This window comes from Kribbella sp. CA-293567, from assembly GCF_027627575.1.
Classification (GTDB): Bacteria; Actinomycetota; Actinomycetes; order Propionibacteriales; family Kribbellaceae; genus Kribbella.
The window spans coordinates 3,511,054-3,531,460 of the sequence record NZ_CP114065.1 but is presented as its reverse complement, the minus strand read 5'-3'; the positions used below and the strand labels follow the sequence as shown (position 1 = coordinate 3,531,460).

General features: G+C 69.2%; 4 protein-coding genes. 1 reads left to right on the top strand and 3 read right to left on the bottom strand.

From position 1 onward, the window contains the following. Positions 1–33 precede the first annotated feature (33 nt). On the top strand, positions 34–3,291 hold the full coding sequence (locus tag OX958_RS16350; protein ID WP_270138574.1) for a BTAD domain-containing putative transcriptional regulator: 3,258 nt from the start codon (positions 34–36) through the stop codon (positions 3,289–3,291). A gap of 13 nt (positions 3,292–3,304) precedes the next feature. Here OX958_RS16350 and OX958_RS16345 read toward each other — a convergent pair whose 3' ends face one another. The 3 genes from OX958_RS16345 to OX958_RS16335 are packed head-to-tail and all read right to left on the bottom strand — an operon-like array spanning position 3,305 to position 20,318. Beyond that, complete coding sequence (locus OX958_RS16345; protein ID WP_270138572.1) at positions 3,305–3,658, bottom strand: nucleotidyltransferase domain-containing protein; 354 nt, start codon at positions 3,656–3,658, stop codon at positions 3,305–3,307. 1 nt (position 3,659) lies between these two features. After that, positions 3,660–12,767 carry a neuraminidase-like domain-containing protein gene (locus tag OX958_RS16340; RefSeq protein WP_270138570.1) on the bottom strand — a complete coding sequence of 3,036 codons (9,108 nt, stop codon included), beginning with the start codon at positions 12,765–12,767 and terminating at the stop codon, positions 3,660–3,662. A 24-nt stretch (positions 12,768–12,791) separates the two neighbouring features. Next, entirely contained in the window at positions 12,792–20,318 is a 7,527-nt protein-coding gene (locus tag OX958_RS16335; protein ID WP_270138568.1) for a SpvB/TcaC N-terminal domain-containing protein, read from the bottom strand. Positions 20,319–20,407 lie beyond the last annotated feature (89 nt).

Genomic DNA, 20,407 nt, shown 5'->3' with positions numbered 1-20,407 from the left:
CCGTGACTGCGCGCGGCCCGTAGGATGCTCACCGTGTCCGGCAGGCTGCAGGAGACCCACCCGGGAACCGGCCGTCTCAGGGGCTACCAGTTCGGTGTGTTGGTGCGGGAGTTTCGCCGGACCGCCGGGATGACACAGCGTGGGCTGGCCGATCTGGCCGGACTCAGCGCGGGGGCGGTTCGCGATCTGGAGCAGGGCAGGACCAGGAGCCCGAAACCGGCGTCGGTCCGGGCGTTGGCGGCCGCGCTCGAGCTGTCGGAACGTGACACGGAGAAGCTGCAAGCTGCCGCCGCTGCTCAACGCTCTGCCTCGTCGCCGCCTTCCGGCGCCACCGGCCGGCCGTACATCGGCATCCTGGGGCCGATCGAGGTCCGGTACGGCGACGTGCCCGTGTTGCTGAGCTCGGGCCCGCAACGCACGCTGCTGGCTCGACTCGCCATCTCCGTCGGTACAACGGTCAGCCAGGACGAACTCGTCGACCTGCTCTGGCCGCGCACCGTCCCGGCGAACGCGGTGAGTCTGCTGCACACGCGCGTCGCCAGGCTGCGCCGGCTGCTGGCGCCGGACGGCGCGGAGTTCCCGATGATCGTTGGCAGTGGCAACGGCTACCGGTTGGAAGCGAGCTCGGAAACCCTTGATCTGCTGGCCTTCTACAACCTCGTCGAAAAGGCTGACGTCGAAGGACCGGCCGCGGCACTGACGAAACTCTCCGCCGCGGTCGCGTTGTGGCGCGGTGAGACAGATGTGGAGGCGATCACAGCCAGCCCGCTCTACATCGCGATCTCCACCGACTACGCCGCCGCGGTTCGCACCCTGGCTGCCGTGGCTCGCGAAGCCGGTGAGCCGGAGCTGGCGCTGACCGCCCTGCTGAGCTTGACCGCGCGGCACGCTCTCGACGAGCCGCTGCACGTCGAGCTGATCCACACTCTGGCGGCGAGCGATCGGCAAGCCGAAGCCCTGGCGGCGTACGACCGGATCCGCTCGGCACTGGGCGAGCAGCTCGGTGTGCAGCCGGGCGAGCGTCTCCGCGCCGCGCAACTGCACGTACTCCGGCAGCACGACGATCCGGCCGAGGAACGAGTGGTGGTCCAGCAGACTCCCTCCGCTCCGCCTGACTTCGTCGGCCGGAGCGACGAGCTGACAGCAATCCGTACCGCGCTCATGCGACCCGGCGCCACGTCTTCGCGGGTCGTGCTGATCAACGGCATCGCGGGCGTCGGCAAGACCGCCCTCGCTCTCGAAGCCGCACATCACCTGCGCGCCGAGTACCCCGACGGCCAGCTCTACGCGGATCTCCGTGGCAGCGGCAGCGGTCACGGTCCGGCGGCGCCGGCGCCGATCCAGGTGCTCGGCCGGTTCCTGCGGGCACTCGGTGTCCCGAGCCGGCGGATCGGCACCGACGAAACCGAGGCCGCGGCTCTGCTGCGCAGCGAGTTGGCCGGTCGACGCATGCTCGTACTCCTCGACAACGCGCAGGATGCGGCTCAGATCCGTCTCCTCCTCCCGGGTGCGGGGCGCAGCGACGTCATCGTGACCAGCCGCCGCCGACTGCCGGGCCTGGACACCGTCGGCGTCGTCGGACTCGAGCCCCTCCCCCAGCAGGAGGCCGTTCTGCTGATCGCCGCCACTGCGAGAGCCCACCCGCTCGGTGACGACGCCGAGGGCGCGGCCGCTCTCGCGGAGGCCTGCGCCCGGCTTCCGCTCGCACTGCGCATCGCCGGCGCACGGCTCGCCACCCGGCCGGAGTGGACCGTCTCCGATCTCACCCGCCGCCTGTACGACGGCAGCCGCCGCCTCACCGAGCTGAGTGTCGGCGAGTCCAGTGTGCTGAACAGTTTCCAGCTGGGCTACGCGGACCTGAGCCCCGAAGCGCAGCGCGCCTTCCGGCTCTGCGATCTGCACCCGGGCGACGACTTCAGCGCCGACAGCACCGGCGTACTGCTGGGCATCTCCGCCGTCGAGGCCGACCAGGTCCTGGAAGACCTGCTCGAGGCGAACATGCTGCTGCAGTACACCAGGAATCGCTACCGCTTCCACGACCTGCTCGGCCTGTACGCCGGTCGCCTGCGCGCCGACGACCCGGAGTCCAGCAGCGCCCGTGCCCGCCTCCTCTCCTGGTATGCCGACGCGGTCACGGCCGCGATGGACCGGGTGTATCCCCAACTCGTCCGGCTCCGCGCCCGCCCCGAACCGGTCCAGCAGTTCGCCACCGAGAGCGAAGCGCTCAACTGGCTCGACGACGAACTGCCCACGTTGCTGGCGATCGTGCGCCAGGCAGCCGCGGCCGGCGACACTGCGCTGTCCTGGACGATCATCGACCAGCTCCGGGGTTACTTCCTGCTCCGGCGGGAAGTGGAAGGCTGGCTGCCCGCGGCCGAAGCCGGATTGGCTGCAGCTACCGCAGCGGGCGACGACGTGGCGCGCACCGCGATGCTGATCAGTCGCGGGCAGGCACTGTCGGCGGTGGGTCAGGACGAAGCCGCACTGGCCGACTGCCTGGCCGGTGAGGCGCTCGCAACCTCGATCGGCTGGACGGCTGCCGCGGCGTACCTTGCTCATCACGTGGGCTGGTTCTACCTGGAAGGCGGAAAGCTCGCCGATGCCGTCGCATGCATGCGGCGCGCTCTCGAGTCGACCGAGAACGACCAGCAGGGCCACGTCCGCGCGGTCGCGTTCAACGGGCTCGGCATGACCCGGCTCTACCAGGGACAGCTCCGCGAGGCCGCCGACCTGTTCAGTGCGGCCTTGCGGATCAACGAAGCGACCGGCAGGGACACCTCGGCTCTGGTCAACCGCGGCAACCTCGCCAGTGCCTGGCGTCAACTGGGTGCGGTCGATCGCTCGGCCGAACTGCTCGGCGAAGTCCTGCACGCCTACCAGGAGCGTGCGCGTCCGCGCGGTGAGCTGTCCACGCTGGATGAGCTGGCCAGGCTCTCCATCGACCACGGCGACGGGGTCACGGCACTGGAGACGGCGTTGCGAGCCCATCACCTCGCGACCGTCATCCGCGACCGGAAAGCACAGGCACAGACCGCGGCCACCGTCGCAGCCTCACATCTGGCAGCGGGTGACGCCGAGGCCGCGATCGAATGGGCACGGGCCTGCCTCACGATCGCGCGCGACACCTACCCGTACTTCGAAACCCAGGCCCTGCTGGCCCTGGCGGCCGCGCGACGAGTCCTGGGCGATGCGGCCTCGGCGACCGAGGCGAGCGAGCAGGCCGCATCGATCGCCGCCGCGTGCGGCTTCGCCCTGCTCGAAGCAGAGGCGACAGCCGACCGCGACGCGTAGCCGGACTCGGCCGCTACACCTCGGCGGCCGGTTTCGTGATCGAGGGATGTGACTCCCGGCGGTAGAGACTTCGGCCGGTGGTGGTGACGGTGTAGAGGAACGAGTAGGGCTCCTTGGCGTACTCGTCGACCTCTTCCCGGGTGAAGACGTGGATGTCCACCGGGATCAGCGAGGAGCTGACCAGCGGGGTCACGTCGGTGGCCCGGCGGGAGACGGGCAGGTCGGTGTCCCTGATCAGCACCAGGTCGAGATCGCTGGCAGCCGTGGCGGTGCCCTTGGCATAGGACCCGATGACGATCACCTCCTCGGGATCGGCACGGGCCACGATGCGATCCACCAGATCCCTGATCTCCCGTTCTGTCAGCATCTCAGCCCACCGTGTAGTTGATGATCAGGAACAGTTCCTCGATCGCCTCGGGCGGCACCGACTGCCAGTCGGCGGCGCCGTCGGCGCGGAGCTTCAGCACCCAGTCGGCCAGCGGAACCTCCGCGCCCGCAAGATCCTTGACGGCCCGGTGCATCCCGGCGAACGCCGGATCCGGCCCGAGAGTCAGCAGATCCGCCGGGGCGTCGCCGAGCGCCGACAGCATCACCTGGTGGTCACCACCGGCGATCCGCGCGACGACCTCGATCCGGCGGACCTTCTTCGCCCCCGCGTTCTTCGTGAAGAACGGCAGCCGGCCGGCCAGCTCGCTCAGCGCCAGTTGCTGATCGTCACCGGCCGCACCCGGGCGCAGGAACCGGTACCAGGCGTCGGGGAAGTCACGCTGCAGGTCGTACACCCAGTACAGCCCCTGCCGCCCGTCCGCCAGGTCGAGCTCGTTCAAGGTGCTCTTCAGTACGCCGGTCGCGGCGTCCCCGAGCGCCTCGCCGCCCTCGCGCGCGGTGTAGCTCACGTGCAGGACGACGTCGGAGATCGTCTCCAGGTCGAACTGCGCGTACTGCTTGGCGATCCGCAACTTCCAGGAACTGATCGCCCCGGCCCCCTCGAACGGCAGGTACCGGTCGTCGGCGAAGTCCAGCACGAACATCCCGTCGTCGTGCCGCGCGTCGCTGGTCGCGATCGACTGCACGGAAGCAATCTGGTCCCGGAACCGCGGATCGGCGGCCGCCGTGTCCCGCGGGTACTTGCCGCCCAGCAGGGTGTTGTCGGCGCGCAACTGGTTCCCCGTCATGGTCAGGGTGCAGGCGATCGACGTGTACGGCCCGGCCACGCACGGGATCGACAGGCTGACCGACTTGATCCGCCGGAAGTAGTGTCCCGGGAAGTCCAGGTCGAACAGCGCCTCCGGCAGATCGACATGGCACTCGCCGTTCTCCCGCAGCGACAGCAACGCGACCGGATCGAGCTGCGCGAGCGACACGTGCTTGGTCAGCTCGTACTCCCGCTTGTTCTGCTCCAGGTACGCGGCTTCCAGCCGGTTCAGGTCGTACGAGAGCCGCTCACCGGCCAGCAGCCCCTTCTTCAGGCTGTCCCAGTAGCCGAACTTGACGTAGTTCGAGGCCGGCAGTCCCAGCTCGTACCGGAAGCTCTGCTCGGCCCGTTTGGCCAGGTCGTAGGCGAGCTGATAGCTCTGGAAGTAGACGATCGACACCTGGTTGACCATCCACTCGTAGAGCTCGATGGCGGTGAACTTGGTCTTCAGGTACTCCGCCTCGACCAGGCCCTGCTCGATCCGCTTCTCCTGACCGGCCAGCTCCTTGACGGCGATCTGGTGCCGGAGGTCGGCCGCCGTGATCTCCTTGTCCAGCTGCGGCAGATGCAGATCAGCCAGCTGCTTCTGCAGCCCCCAGTCCTCGGCCCGCCGGTCGTAACCGCCGATGGTCGACGTCATCCCGGCGCCCAGCTGGGCGATCGTCGCGCCACCTCGCAGCGCGTCCGCGACGCCGTACAGCGAGATGGCGAAGTTCTTGCCGCCGATCTTGAGCTTCACCGTCGGCGACCCACCGAAGCCGGAGACGCCGGCGTCGATCTCCGCGATCAGGGCCAGCGAGGCGCCGATCGCCCGGACCGCGGTGGCCCCCGCCTCCAGCCCCATCGCGCCGATGGTGAGCCCGAGCCACGCCTTCTCCCAGCCGTTCCAGCCGTCGTCGATCAGCTTGCCGTAGTGCGCCGAGCGGGCCAGGGTGATCGCCTTCGAAGCCTCCAGCGCCTCCTTGTTCCGCAGTGCCTCGGTGATCTGGTCGGTGCGGATCGTCCGGACCCGGTCGAGCAGCTTCTGCTCGTGCCCGGCCCGCAGTACCGCGAACTCCTCGGCGTCCCGCTTCTCCAGCGCCGCGAGCATCGCCGACCCGAGATCCCGCACCTCGTCACAGACGGCCTGGGCCCGGCGCAGCATCACGGCGAACCGGTACTGCGGTGTCGGTGCGGACAGGTCGTTGATCACGGCACCGATGTCGAGCCCGGCCGCGGTCGCCTGGACCAGCACGGCCGGGTCGATCGGCGGATCGGACAACGGCAGCTGCCGGACGACCCCGGCCAGGTTCATGCAGTGCCGGATCTTGAACAGCCGGTCGTCGATGGTGTCCCAGAGCGCCTGCAGCTTGTCGTTGTCCGGGATGCCGAAGTACAGCACGTCCAGCCGCGGCAGCTCCGGACCGGCCGGTCCGGCTCCCCCGCCGGCTCCCGACGGCGGCGGTACCAGGTTCTCGATCTCGGTCAGGACGTTGCCGAAGGCATCGATACCTTCCTGCTGCAGCTGGTTGAAGGTCTTGACCGGGACCGGGTTCTGCCGTGGTACCACCCGGGCCCGCGGGCCGCGCAGCTCGGCGCAGACGACATAGAGCTGGGTCGCCTCGTTGATCGACTCGATGGTGTCCTGGGCGAACAGGTGGTCGGCCCAGGCGATCAGGGTCCGGAGGTACTTGATCAGCACGTTCTTCTGGTAGGCGACCGTTCGCATCCGGGCGATCAGGTGCGGGTTGAAGGGGTTGTCCCGCCACTCCCTGACCTGCTCGCGCAACTCCGCGTCGCCCTTGGCGATCCCGAGCATGATGTTCTGGATCTTCTGCTGGTAGTACTGCGCCTTCGTCGTCTCGTAGAACGGCTTGGTGATCCAGAACCGTTGCTGCGGCGTGTCCGGGTCGGCCGTGGTGGTGTCCGGCGTGGTCGGGTCGAAGATGTAGTGGAACCAGCTGATCGCCTCCTCGAACTTCTGGTCCGAGCTGAGCTTGTTGGCGATGAAGAACGGCACGTGGAAGAACAGCTCCCAGTTGTACGGCGAGTACGCGCCCTGGTAGCTGAAGTCCACGTCCTCGACCGGGTACGGCCTGGTCACCACCGGGGTCGGCTTGTAACCGGCGAAGTCGAACGGCTTCGGGCTGCCGGTGACACCGGCCGGATCGACCTGGATCCGCCGGTTCAGCAGACCGCCGAGCCCCCAGATGTTGAGCTCCTTGACGAACAGCTCGACGTAGGGGTGGTAGTGCGGGAAGAACTCGAACTCCGCGATCTCCTTGGCGTGCCACGCCTGCGACCAGTACGACCAGTCGGTCCGCCAGGAGTAGTCGACGAAGTAGGTCCGCCACGGGTCCCAGACGAAGAACGAGCCGTCCCGGGCGAAACCGCGGGCCTGGGAGTCGATCACAGTGTGGGTCAGGCTGGGCGCGATCTGGTCGAGCAACCGCATCGCCGGCGCGTTCTCGTGCGCGGTCAGCAGGTGCGGCTTGATCCCGCTCTCCTCGATCGCGTTGTAGTAGAAGTAGTGCGAGTGCGTCTGGTGCAGGATCAGGTTGTGGTGGAAGCGGCTCTCGGCCGGCGAGACCAGCTGCTCGTACTGCGAGGCGTGGCTGGTCGCCGTGACCTGCTTGCCGAGCTTGTCGAACCAGGCGTTGCTGATCGGCGCGTACGCGGCCGTGTCGGTGGCCGCGAACAGCCGGGTCCGGATGAACGGCTCGGCCCTGGTCCGCAGGCTGAGGTTGTCGAGCCGGTCGCCGCCGACCGTTGCGTCCGACAGGCTGACCATCGAGTCCGACAGCACCTTGGGCGTCCACTTGCCCTTCCTCAGCTCACTCCAGAACAGCCGGATCTCCCAGTACTTCGAGGGCGGGATCAGGGTGGTGCTGGCGTTCTCCGAGGGCGTCTTCAGCGTGGACGGCGGGACGGCCTTCGAGAGGAACTGCGGCCAGAGCAGCTGCAGCCTGCGGTTGTGCAGGCCGATCACCAGGTGCTCCGAGCTGATGTCGAGTTCGATCTTGCGCCAGGCCAGCCAGCGGGCACCGTTGATGCGCTGGCGGTAGTAGTGGTCCGGGCTGGCACTGCTGCGGGTCCGGCCGACCACGTGCAGGACCGACTCGTCGGTACCGATCGGCTCGTCGTACGTCGCGCGGATCTCCAGGTTCGCGACCGCGTCCAGCTTCTCCAGGTAGTTCAGGTAGGCCTGCTCGGCCGTCTCCTGGGTGATCTCGTTCTGCAGCAGCTCCTGTTCCAGGTCGACGAAGAACGGCGACTTCTCGTCCCGCAGCTCCGGCTCGATCCAGTTCTCGGGGTACAGGAAGACCTTGCGGTTCGCCTCCCAGACGCGGTACCGCTTCATCCACGGCCACTGCTTCCACTTCTGGTCCAGCGCCGAGTTCGCCAGGATGTCCACCTCGAGGTTCAGCAGGCACCGCTGGGCGAACAGCTGCGCCGAGGCCGCCGCCTGCTTGAGCCGGGTGGTCACCATGCACGGCTGCATCTCGACATCGATCAGGTAGTAGCCGTACAGACCGTCGGGGTCGACCCAGTTCTGTCCCTGCGCCTGGTTCGGGTGAGCCACCAGCCAGCCCACCAGAGCCTGCCGCTTGGCCTCCCGGAAGCCGTCCTGGATCGGCGTGATGACCTGCAACCACTGCGACAGGTCGTACTTCGCCTTGACCGACTGCTTGAGCCCCTCCGCGATCTCCTCGGTCGGAGGTGCCGCCGCCCACGACACCGCTCGTGCCGCGGTCACTCCCAGCGAACGCAGCGCGACGAAGCAGTCCGCCAACCGGTTCAGCGTGCCCGGCAGCAACAACTGCTGCACGGTCGTGTCCGTCCCGGCCACCGCGTCCGCCCAGCCGAAAGCCTCGGCCAGCGACACCACGTCGGCACTGCTCCAGCCGGTGAGGGCGCTCAGCGCGGCCACGGCGTCCGCGGGGGTGGTTCCCGGGGCGAGCAGCAACGAGGCCAGCTCCAGCGCCGTACCCTCCGACGCGGGCAGTCCGGCGCGCCAGGCGAAGTACTGCCGAAGAGCCACCCACTTGGTCAGGTCGACGGCTGGTCCGGTCGCGTCGATCGGGAAGTCCGCGGGATGCGGCCAGCCCAGGCCGGCGGCGTTGGCCTCGACCAGCCACCACGCCACGTCGAGCGCGCTGAGCGACAGCCGGCCGATCACCTGGGCGTTCTTGTGCAGCAACCGCAAAGCAGCGAAGTGCGAAGGGAACTCGGTCTCGTCGAGGGCGAACTGATAGCTGTCGTCCGGCAGGACGGCGAGCAGCCGCGGGTCGTCCAGCACCTTCGCCAACGAGTCGGCTCCGCCCGGCAGTCGCAGACCGGCCAGTAGCGAGTACGTCGTGGGCACGTCGAGCGCCAGGCTCTGCGCGACCTTCTCCTGCACGAACTCGGCAGCGTCGCCGGGCTTGCCGTGCGTGTCGTCGGCGATCCGCTGGAGTCCTTCCCGCAACGCCTTCAGGGTCGCGCCGATCGCCTTGTCCTCCAGCGCGATCCCGCCGGCGCCGGACCGCCGATCGGTCAGCAGGTAGTCGAGCTCGCGCGGCGAGAAGCCCGAACCGGCCAGTTGCCGGGCCAGGTCGAGGAAGGCCAGCGTGGCGGCCGGATCGGCGTACGGGTCCTGGCCCGACAGCCGGATCAGGGTCAGCAGATCCTCCACCGCGAGACCGGCCGATCGGGCCAGGACGGTGATGCGGTACAGACCAGCCAGGACCTGCGGGTCGAGCGGGTCGGCCGGGGTCAGGTGCGCCAGGATCCGCGTGAGGTCGTGTTCCTTGATCCGGAAGGCGGCCAGCAGTCCGGGGACGCGGGCCGAGATCGGTCCGGTCAGCAGCTCCGGTGACTCCGGGAAGGCGGCCACGGCGTCGACGAGCCGGTTGCGGAACAACCGCTGGTAGAGAGTCTGGATCGCGACCCCGCCGTTGCTCCGGTCGACGTAGGCCGTGTGGTCGATCCCGGCGTACAGTGCGCGGACCTCGGCCCAGCTCAGGTTGGTTGCCTGGCGCAACCGTTGCATCCGGGCGATGTCCTGCAGCACGGCGTCGGTGAGCTGGAGCTTCGTGACCGCGGGATCCGGATCGCTGTCGGGGAGCAGACCGTCGAGCTCCCACAGCTGCAGGTCGAGCGCGCGCCAGAGCCGGAGGAACCGGGTGATCCTGGTCAGTACGCCGGCCGTCAGGTTGCGGACCACGAAGGTGGCCGTGTCGCAGTTGGCCTGGTTGGGGTCGGCGTTCTCGAACACGAAGACCGAGCCGGTGGGGTTCACGAAGCGCAGGTCCAGCAGTTGCAGCAACTGCGGATAGGTGAGCCCGGTGCGGTGGAGCAGCACCGGTACGTCGGAGAGCACTTTCAGCCAGCTGCCGGTGACGTTGGCCGTCGGGTCCGTGGGCTTGTCCGGATGGGGCAGGTCGTTGCCGTTCTCCGCCAGCCCCCACAGCTCCCAGGGATCGCGGCCGATCGGCGTACCGGTGATGATCTGCCGCTGCACCTGGTTCAGCCCGAGCCAAGCGGACTCGAGCTGCACGGCGTCCGGCGCGAGCACGCCGCCCTTCTGCTGCCGGAACAACTCGAAGAGCCGCGCCTGCGGTACTCCGAGCCGCTCCAGGTACGACCGGGACTGCACGTTCCACAGGTCGAACGGCAGACTGATCGGGAACACCTCGCCGGACAGCTTGGTGTAGGCCTCCGCGTTGATGTACTCGGGGTTGGCCCGTACCTCCTCGGCCGAGAGGAAGGTCTGCTTGCTGGGCAGCAGCACCAGACCCGCCCCGGTCTTGCGTACTCCGTACGCGCGCTCGGCGTCGCGGATCACCCAGCGGCCGGTGCTGTCCGGGGCGTAGACCAGCGCGTCGGCACTGATCGGCACTTCCCGGGCGGCCAGTTCGTCCAGCACCGGCTGCTTCGCCGGCCCCGCGACCAGGTCCGCCTCGATCGCCGCGGACAGCACGACGCCGTCCGGTGGTGCGACCACGTCCTCGAGCAGTTCACAGACCAGGTCGACGTACGGGAGACCGGTGTTGGTGTTGTCGCAACTGAGCTCGACGTCGCCGAGATCGGGCCGCCGCTCGAACAGCACGTCGCGGACCGACCTGCCCGCGTTGATCCCGGTGCCCTGGCTGTCGCGGTCCGCCAGGAAGCTGACGATGTCGACGAAGTACGCGGCCGGGCTGTAGACCGAGCGGCAGGGCGGGCACTCGCAGTAGTCCAGCGAGCCGAACAACGACTGCAGATTCGGCAGCGCCGCGATCTTGGCCTGCGTCTCGGCGTCCAGCACCTGGGCCGGCACCGCGAACGGCGTACCGACCTGGAGGGACTGGTTGTACTGCCCGAACCAGGTCAGCGCCATCGCGTAGGTGGACTCCGCCTTGCGGTAGATCCGGCGCGCCTCGACCTTGTTGATCGGTGTGTCCTTCACCGCGGCGAGGAACTGGCTCTGGCCCTTGAAGTAGATTCGCTGGGCGGTACCGGCGTCGAGTTTCACCAGCGTCTCGACACCGTCGAAGGTCGGCGTCAGCTTGAACGCTCGCTGGACCGCCTTCAGCTGGGCCGTCAGCGCGTCCGGATCCTCCACTCCCTCCATCGCCTCGGGATGCTCGGCGAGGTAGTGGTCGATCCGGAACCGGTCCAGCTGCAACGACTCGTTGCGCTCCAGGAACGTGGTGACCTCACTGGCCCGCGGCAGCACCTCGCCTGCCCGGCCGAGCTTCGCGGCGAACGACGCCGTCGGGTACGCGCGCTGGAACTGCCCGTCCAGGATCGCCGCGTACTGCGCCATCCGGGTCTCGTCGTCGCCGTCCAGGTTGGCCGGTACGCCGACCACCTGACCGTCCGGCAGCCGGCTCTTGAACACCTCGATCCACTCCGGCTGCGAGAGCCGGGCGAGATTGCGGAACCCGTTCAGCGACCCGTCGTCGAGCTGGAGGCTCAGCGCCTGCACCAACGGCACGTGGTTGCGGGTCAGGGCGCCGAGCTCGAAGGTCCGCTTCACCGCCGGTACGGCCTCGGCGGGCAGCACCTCGTCGCGGACCAGGTCCTGCCAGAACGTCGTCAGCGGCCCGACGTGATTCGCGAACGCCGTCAGGAACACGTCCTTGCGCTGCGCCGACTCCGGCACCAGCTCGAGCAACTGCCCGATGGTCCCCTTGCCGCCACCGAACGTCTGCTCCCCCGCGAATCGCACCTTGTACTGCGCCAGCGCGGCGAGGATCCCGGGCTTCGCGTCCCTGATCCGGGCCGACACCAGGTTGTCCGCCACCGCCTTGTCCAGCAGGGACTCCTGCAGCACCGCGGTCAGCTCGGCCAGCCCCCGTAGCAGTTTCTCCTCCAGCAGCACCAGCCGGTCGGCGTGCCGGACGTCCTCGCGCAACGAGTCGTGGAAGATCGACGGCTGCCCCTGGGCGAGGAAGGCGAAGAACGCTTCCGCGTCGATCGGAAGCTGCTCACGCTCGGCCTTCTCGGCCAGCCGGAAACAGGCCGCCCAGGTGCCGATCGCCAGCGGGTCGTAGCCGGTCTCCCCGGCCAGGAAGGTGATGTCCTGGAACTGCTCGTCGTCACGAAGTTCCTGCGGCGCGACGTCCTCCAGCAACGGCAGCAGCGCCCCGCTCTGCTCCTCCCACTGCGAGCTGCCCTGGTAGGCGCGGCCGGTGAAGACGATGTCGATCTCGGCCTCGTCCGGCACGTTGTAGTGCACCGGGGTCCGGTAGAGCTCCTGCTCCTGGCCGTCCAGCACCTTGAGCACCAGGTCGGCGGAGAGCTTCTCCGCCCGGCGGAACTGCGACGGGCGGTAGGTGATCTCGAAGCGGCCTGCCCGGCTCCGGCTGCTGCCCAGCGACTGTTCGGCGCGGAGGTCGCGGTCGAAGGCCTGCACGGTCACGTCGTCACGCAGTTCGCCGTACTCGTCGCGGACGGTTCCGTGGACCCGGCGAGGTTGTTCGTTCGGTTCCCCGGGGTCTGGCTCCTGCGGTTCGCCGCCTTCCACGGTCAGGTCCAGCACGGTCCGCGGGAACTCCACCCGGACGAACTCGCTCTCCCCGAGCTGGACGTCGTCACGCAGTACCCGGATGAAGACGCCCGCGCCGCGGAGCAGCTCCGGTGTCTGGTCCCGGCCCGCCTCGATCAGATAGCGGCCCTCCCCGTCGGTGAAGCCGTCGCGGTCACCGAAGCGGACGAGTTCCTGGCCCGGCTGCGCCCGGCGCAGCCGCACGAAGGCGCGGACCGCCACCGCGTCGAGACCGGTCCCCCGGCTGTCGGCGATCCGGCCGGTGAGGCTCACATCGTTCTCTGGCATCTGGCACTACCTTCCACGTCGTCCTCACCAGTACTTGCTGATCAAGTAGGCCGCGAGCCCCACCGCCGCGCCGATCGCGGCGCCCGTCCCGGCTCCGATCGCGGTGCCGGCGATCGGTACCACCGAACCGATCAGGGCGCCGATCGCGGCCCCCGCGGCGGCCGCGCCGATCACTCCGGCGGCCAGCTGCGCCTCCCGGTTGTCGGTCACCTTCGAGGCGCCGTACTCCGCGAGGTTGCCGCCGAGCACACCGGCGACCGCGCTGCCCGCCACCAGCGGCGTGTACGCCGAAGCCGTCGCGAGACCGCTGCTGAGCGTGGTGTACCCCGCCCCGTACGCGTAGATGGAGAGGCCGGCCAGACCGGTCTCCACCTCGGCCACCAGCGGGATCGCGCCCCGGACCAGGCCGACCGCCAGCGTGCCGCCGAGCCCGACCAGGGTCGGTCCGAGGATGTACGGCGGCATCGGCCCGCGGCTGCCGGTCATGTCCCGCATCACCCGGCGGCCGGTCTCCACGTGCTGGGTCCGCGGGGTCGCGTAGTTGCCCCAGCTCTGTTCGACCTCGCCCTCGTGGTGCGGGTAGAGCCCGCGGTCGGCGTAGGTGTGCGGGGTGGCGTAGGTGCGGCCGTTCGGTGCTACTCGAGGCGTGCTGTTCTTGGAGAGTGACTGCAGCGGGCCCATGTAGCGCGGGTCGTTGGTGATCCGCGGATCGAGGTTCACCCGCTTGCCGTTGAGCCACTTCAGGTAGTGCTGGGCGTTGTCGCCGGGACCCCAGGTGCCGAACTGCCGGGCGTTGGCGCGCCCCGCCGCCTCGGCGGTCTTGAAGTTGGTTCCGGCCGGCGCGCTCGGTAGGTCGACCTTGGGAACCGGCTTGATGTCGGGCGACGGCCCGGGCGGGCCCTGGACGCCGGGGCGGGTGAGGAGGCCTACCCCGCCTCCTCCTTCGGGCGACGTACCGGGAGCTGCGCTCGCGCCGCCGCTGGAACCACCGCTGGAACCACCGCCGGACCCACTCCCCGGTCCGGCTCCTGAACTGCCGCCGGAGGAGCTGCTGTCCGCCTCAGCTGCCGGCGGGATGACCTCGTCGGCATCGATGTCATTGAGATACCAGTGCCCGTTGCCCCAGGTGAGAGTGCCGGTGCCGGGCTTGACCCTGTAGGTCTTGCCGTTGACCTCGAACGACTGTGCCCGCACCCAGGCGGAGTACTTCTCCCCCGCCGCCGGGCTGGGGTCGGATTGCGCCGCCTTGATGTCGTCCGGCTTGTTCTGCAAGCTGCCGGACCAGCCCTGGCGGCCGGTCGGGTCCGTCACCATCACCGGGTTGTTGTGGCAGTACAGGTAGAGGTTCGGACCGTCGGCGAATCCACCGGGGTCCGCGCTGATCCAGCGGCCCAGCCAGGGCGCGTAGTACCGGGCTCCGCCGTAGTGCAGGCCGGTCTCGTCGTCCCGCTCGCGGCCCGCGAACCGGTACCGCTTCAGGCTGTGGTTCGACGACGGCTTCCCCGACCGGTACGCCGTGGTCCCGTACGGGTGGTACTCCTCGTAGGAGATGGGGGTGCCGCTGTCGTCGGTCTCCAGCGTGGTCGAGCCGGCCTGGTTGCCGTACTGGTACCGGATCAAGGCGACGCCCAGCGGGTTGGCCGGGTCGGCGTTGTCTTCGTCGCGCACCTTGAGATCGACCTGCGCTATCCGGCCGGCCGTGTCCGACACGTGCAGCGTCCGGCGTTCCAGCTTGACCGGCCCGTTGCCCTGCCGTTCCCGGTAGATCTCGACCGCGCCGAGGTAGATCCGCTCCAGCCTGGCACCGCCGACCCGCTCGATCACCTTGCGGACACGGCGGCCACCGGAGTCGTAGCTGTAGTACGCCGTACCGCCGCCGCCCAGGTCGACCTCGGCCAGCTGGTCCAGCAGGTTCCAGGTGAGCTCGCCCGGGGTCGGTAGTCGCAGGTGCAGCAGGTTGCCCCGATCGTCGTACTCGTACGTCGCGGTGTACGGTCCTGCGTCGGGGTCGTTGGCCACACTGGTCGCAGCGAGCCGGTTCGTCAGGTCTGCGGGGTCGTTCTCGTACTCGTACCGATAGTGCCGCGTCCAGCTTCCGTTGGCGGTCGGCGCGACGTGCCGGAGCCGCTTGAGGTTGCCGACCTCGTCGTAGTCGTACAGCTCGGTGTAGTTGCGTACGGCCCCCGAATCGTTGCTGTGCGGGAGTTGCGGGACCGCCTCGACATCACTGCTGTCGAGCACGGTGTCGTTGGCCCCACCGGCATGCTCACGTCCAGTGGCGCTGGTGAGCTGGTAGAGCGCGTCGTACCCGTAGCGCGTCCGGGCCTCGACCACCGCGTTGCTGAAGAAGAACGTGGGCTGCGCGGCGTCGCGGAGCTCGGTGATGTTGCCGACCGGATCGTAGGTGTAGCCGACGTTCTGCAGACTCCGCGTCGCCGGGTCCTGGCCGGCTTTGACCGCGACGAGGTTCGCCAGCCGGAAGGTGTCCGGGTCGTACAGGTAGCTCAGCAGGACGCCGTTGCCGTAGCGAGCGGAGCGCCGCCTGCCGAGAGCGTCGTACTCCTGCTCCACCAGGAAGTCCACCAGCGGTCCCTGCCCGCGCACCTGCACCTGCAGCCTGGCCAGGGCACCGGCCACGTCATAGGTCGGTACGACGACGCTGCCGTCCGGCAGGGTGATCCGCCGCGGCCGGTTCATCGCGTCGTACTCCGAACCTGCGGGAAACGGCTCAGCGTCGAGCAACGGGGCCGCGGCAACCTGGATCGCGCCGTACCCGTCGGCGGCCGCCACGGGGGTCCAGTCGGGCAGCTCGGTGTGGTCCGCGGTCAGCACCCGCTCCAGCGCCACCGGGTTGCCCTTGAAGTCGACCTCGATCACCCGGGTCATGCCGGCCGAGTCGAACACCTGGTGCGTCAGACCGAGCAGGTTGCGCTGCTTGGCGTCGGCGACGGCCTCGCCGTAGACGAGGTGGCTCAACCGGATCTCCGGCCGGCCCGGCTCGGCGGCGAACGTGCCGGCCGGACGGTTGAGAGCGTCGTACTCGGTGCGATAGACCCGCCCGCACGCGTCCCAGGTGCGGACCATCGCGCCGCGAGCATCGACGAACGACCAGCGATCGCCCTTCTCCGGGCTGGTGCCGAAGACCGCCGTCCCGTTCATCGCGGTGAAGCTCGAGGACACCTTCCGTCCGAGTTGGTCGAACAAGGAGCTGAACCGGCCGGTCAGGTCGCTCTCGGCCCGGGAGCCCGCGGTCCTGCCGCCGCCGTAGTCGAGCACCGTCCAGACCGTGCGGCCGAGACTGTCGAGGTGCGCGACGGCGGGGGTGTTCGCATGTTGGGCGGCCAGCCAGGCGGCTCTGGTGGCCGGGTCCCCGAGTGGCTCCGGTCCGGCCGGGTCGGGGCTGCCGCGCTCGGCGTACCAGCGGCTGTCGAGGACGGTGTCGTTGGCGTCCTCGTCTCGTTGCCACCAGGCACTGATCGTCACTCTGGCCAGCGTGCCGTCCGGGTTCTCCACTCGGACGGCACGACCGAGCGGGTCGTAGTACCGGGTCGACGAGACGCCGACCGTCTGCGCTGTCTCCTCGTCGTCGTACTCGTCGGTGTCGCTGAAGAACGGTTCGTACTGCTTGACCGGCAGGCCCTTGTTGTTCAGGACCGTGCGTCCGGTGCAGAGCCAGCCGGAGACCGCTTGGGACTTCTGCATCGCGGTTCCGCCGGTGCCGTTGCCGTAGGCAATGGTCTGCCGCCACTCACCGGCGGCACCGTGCTCGGTGCGCTGGTACGACCGCACACGGTTGGGTGTCGAACCGTCGAGCCAGTTGAACAGCTCGTACTCGACCCGGATGGTCGGATCGTCGAGGGTGTCACCGACGCCGGCCCCGGCCTTGCCCATCACCGCCGACGCGGTCACCCGGCCGAGTTCGTCGTACCGGACGGCGCTGCGGTTGCCGTTGGGGTCGGTCAGCTCTACGGGGCCCAGGACACGGTAGTCGTTCAGGGCATGGCTGTCCTGCCAGAGGGCCTGGCTGACTTGTACCCGTTGCGGCAGCAGGTCGTACCGGTCCAGGGTTGTCAGCGTCACGATGCCGGTCGGATCGATCACACCGGCAGGCAGGAAGAAGTGCGCGGCCGGGTCAGGCGGGTAAACGTAGGTGCCGGACGGGATCCACCAACCATCGTCGATCCGGAGGTAGCCCGCGTCGACCCAGTCGGCGGTGGTGAGCTGACCGTCGTAGTACTCGGTGACCACGCCGGGCGTGAAGGCCAACTGGAGGGTGCGGTGACTGAGGCCGAGCGTGTCCCACTGTCCCAGCGGGAGCTCGGCGAGGGTGTTGCTGAGGAACAGGGTTCGGGTGTGCGCCAGCAGGCGGCGCTGCTTATCGATGCCGTTGGCAACTACTTCGTAGTCGATCGGCGCGGCCGCGGCGAGGGCGTCGCGGAGTTCGCGGCGGGTGAAGCGGGTGGCGGCGGGCGTCGTACCGGTGAGTTCGTGGTTGCGGCCCTCGTAGGCGACCGGCAGCCGGAAGGACGCCGGGCCGTCGATGACCGGGGTGAGGTCGATCTCGGTGACGGTCACGGTCAGCCGCTGCTGCGCCTCGGTCACCTCGATCGGCAGCTCCGGGTCGGCGATCACCCGGCCGTAGGTGATCGACGCGTTCGCGATCGGGATGCCGTACGGTCCGGTCTCCAGTACGACGCTGTGCTCGACCCGTGGATCGCCTGACTCACGTTCGTAGTGCCGGTCGAGGGTCTCCGTCGGCTTGGGATGCCAGACACCCCGCTCCTTGCCGCCGCTCTGCAGGCATTCGATCTCGTAGCCGAACTCGGTGACCTGGTAGGGATCGGCGGCCTTCGACGAGCCGTCGAAGCTGTAGGTCTCCTTGCGCAGCGGCAAGCCCCGCAGCGCTCGGACGCAGTCCCGCAGAGCGGCCGCGTCGAGCTCCGGTGGGAGTTCGGCATCGGGTAGCTCGCGCAGACCCAGGTGGTACTCCGCCTCCAACTGGTGCAGGATGCGGTCGGCACCCAGGTAGGCGCCGGTGTGGAACCAGCTGCGCGAGGTGACCGGCGGCTGCTGGAGCAACGGATCGGGCTCCTGACCCGCCGCCGCGACGTACTCGTCGATGCTCTCGGTGTCCTGCTGCTCGACCATGGCGAAGCCGCAGAACTCGCGCTCCTCACCGTCGTAGTGCCCATGGTGATAGCTGTACGTCGTCACGTGCCTGGTCCGGGCGATCAGATCCAGTTGCTCGAGCCGCTCGACCACGTGCACCGGGAACGGGAGCCGGGTCGCCCACGGCCGGCCGGCCCGGCGATCGGCGAGCAGGAACTTGGTCGAGGCCGCGTAGCCGATCTTGGTGACGCCGCCGAGATTGTTCGTCACCGTGGTGAGCAGGTACGGCTTGGTGCCACCCATCAGGTCGACGTACCGGACCGGCGATCCGGCGTCGGCGAGCAGGGGTGACGACCAGACCAGACAGGCGGTGCCGTTGCCGAGCAGGTCGGCCAGCTGAACGCCGGTGTGGTCGTCGAGATGCGGCAGAGTCGGCAGGTGGGTCGGCGTACTCCAGGAGTTGCCGCTTTGGTTCGACCAGAGGCGTACCTGCTTCGGGCCGACGTACAGGACGTCGGCCAGGCCGGAGCCGTCCACGTCCGCCAGCCGCAACCTGGCCGGGTCGAACTCTCCCGGCCGGTCGAAGCAGGGGCTGTTGGCCATCACGACCCGGGCCCCGAAGTTGCCGTAGCCCAGGTTCGGCCAGTAACAGATCTCGGTGTTCCTGATCCGGATCAGGTCGCTCAGGCCGTCGCCGGACAGGTCTGCGAGGAACACGCCTTCCTGCCGGCCCGCTCCGAGTTCCGGCCGGGTCTCGTCGCCAGGCGGCACCGGAAGTGGCAATGCCCGGCCGTACCCCGCGTCGCCGTGCGACGGATGCCAGCGATAGACCCCGTCGCCGGCGATCAGGAGGTCGGCCAGGCCGTTCCCGGTCAGGTCGACCAGTTGCAGGGCAGGGGAATCCCAGTCGATCTGCGGCAGCTCGGAGAACGGTACGAACGGTGCCCAGCCGCCCTCGTCGGTCCGCTCGTGGAAGCCCGCCGGTTGGCGGTCGAAGGTGACCAGGTCGAGACGGCCGTCGCCATCGAGGTCCACCAAGCGCTGACCGCTGCTGAAGCCGGCCGCGTTCGGCAACGGATCGACCGTCCGGAGCGGCCCCAACGTGCCGCCGCCGAGGTTCGGCGCGTAGTACCAGCCACCGGCCTGCTCGGTCAGTACGCCGGTCAGCCCGTCACCGTCGAGGTCGAGCCACTGGTGGCTGCCGGGTGCGCCGAGACCGTACGGCAGGCTGTCCGTCGGCAACCTGCGGACGGACGGGTCGATGGTCGCGCGGCTGTACGCCAAGCTGAGTGGCGGTGTGGATGCCTTGCTGTAGCCGGTTCCGGAACGCTGATAGCCGTGGCGGGCCACGGAGGTGAGCAGGGAGGCGACCGGCGAGAGTTCGTAGCCGAGATCCATCGAGCCGACCAGGCAGTCGGCGCCGACGCCGGCCTCGTCCGGGAAGTGGTGGAACATCAGGATCCGGCGGCACAGCCGGTAGCTACGGACTTCGAAACCCGGCCGCCTGGTCGAGTACGCGTCCGGCCTGGCCGGCCGCTTGCCGTTGTCGCCCGGCAACGGACGCTCGGCGTCGTGCTCGCCGTAGTCGAAGACGAGCTCGAACATCCAGCGTCCGTCGGCCAGTTCGGCCGGCGGAACGTCGACGGGCCGCTCACCGGCGGCGTCGAGCAGGGACGTTAGATTGCCGTAGCGGATTCGCTTGAGGTAGCGGTTGGAGATTCTGGCCCCGGCCGGCCGGTTGAGCTCGTGCGGCGCCGAGAGGTCCACGTTGTCGGTGTTCTCGGCGGCGTACTCGTAACGGACGGCGTTGCCGACGTCGTCACGGGTCTCGCAGAGCAGCCAGCTGAAGACGCGGGTGCGGCTCGCCGGGTCGGCGGGGTCCAGCGGGTCCTCGATCCGGGACCCCGCGTCGCGGCCGTACACGGCGAGCACATTGGCGGCGGAGAGAGTGCGCCAATGGACGTCGCCGTCGGTACTGCGGGTCCAGCGCTCGACCCGGACGAAGCCACCCTCGATCCGGGGCCGGTACCGGCGGACCGCGTAGGCACCGAGCTGGTCGTCCGGCCGGAGGGTGCCGTCGGGGCGGCGTACCGGGACCAGGTCCTCCAGGCCGGTCAGCCGGAAGACATCCTGCTCGTCGTCGTACCGGGGCAGCCCTCGATCGGTCGCCCGGCTGAGGACCGGCAGGTCCAGCGACCATCCCAACCCGAACGGCCCGTTGCCGGCGCCCGAGTCGTACCGCAACGACAACTGCGGGCCGAAGCCCGAACGCGACGCGCTCAACGGCAGCGGCAACGTCATGCCGCCGGTGCCGCCGGCCGGGTCGGCTGCGAACTTCTCACCGATGCCGCGAACAGCCCCGCCGCCGGTCGGCAACCCACCGGCAGGCGGCAACGTCGGAGCGGCCGGAGCCGCCTTCTGATCCTTGATGGTTCCCCCCATCAACGACGATGCACTCCATACCCCCATGGAGTCCGCACATCGTCAGCAACCCTTATATCCGCCGGCTCCGCCCGTCACCAGGCTTCGGC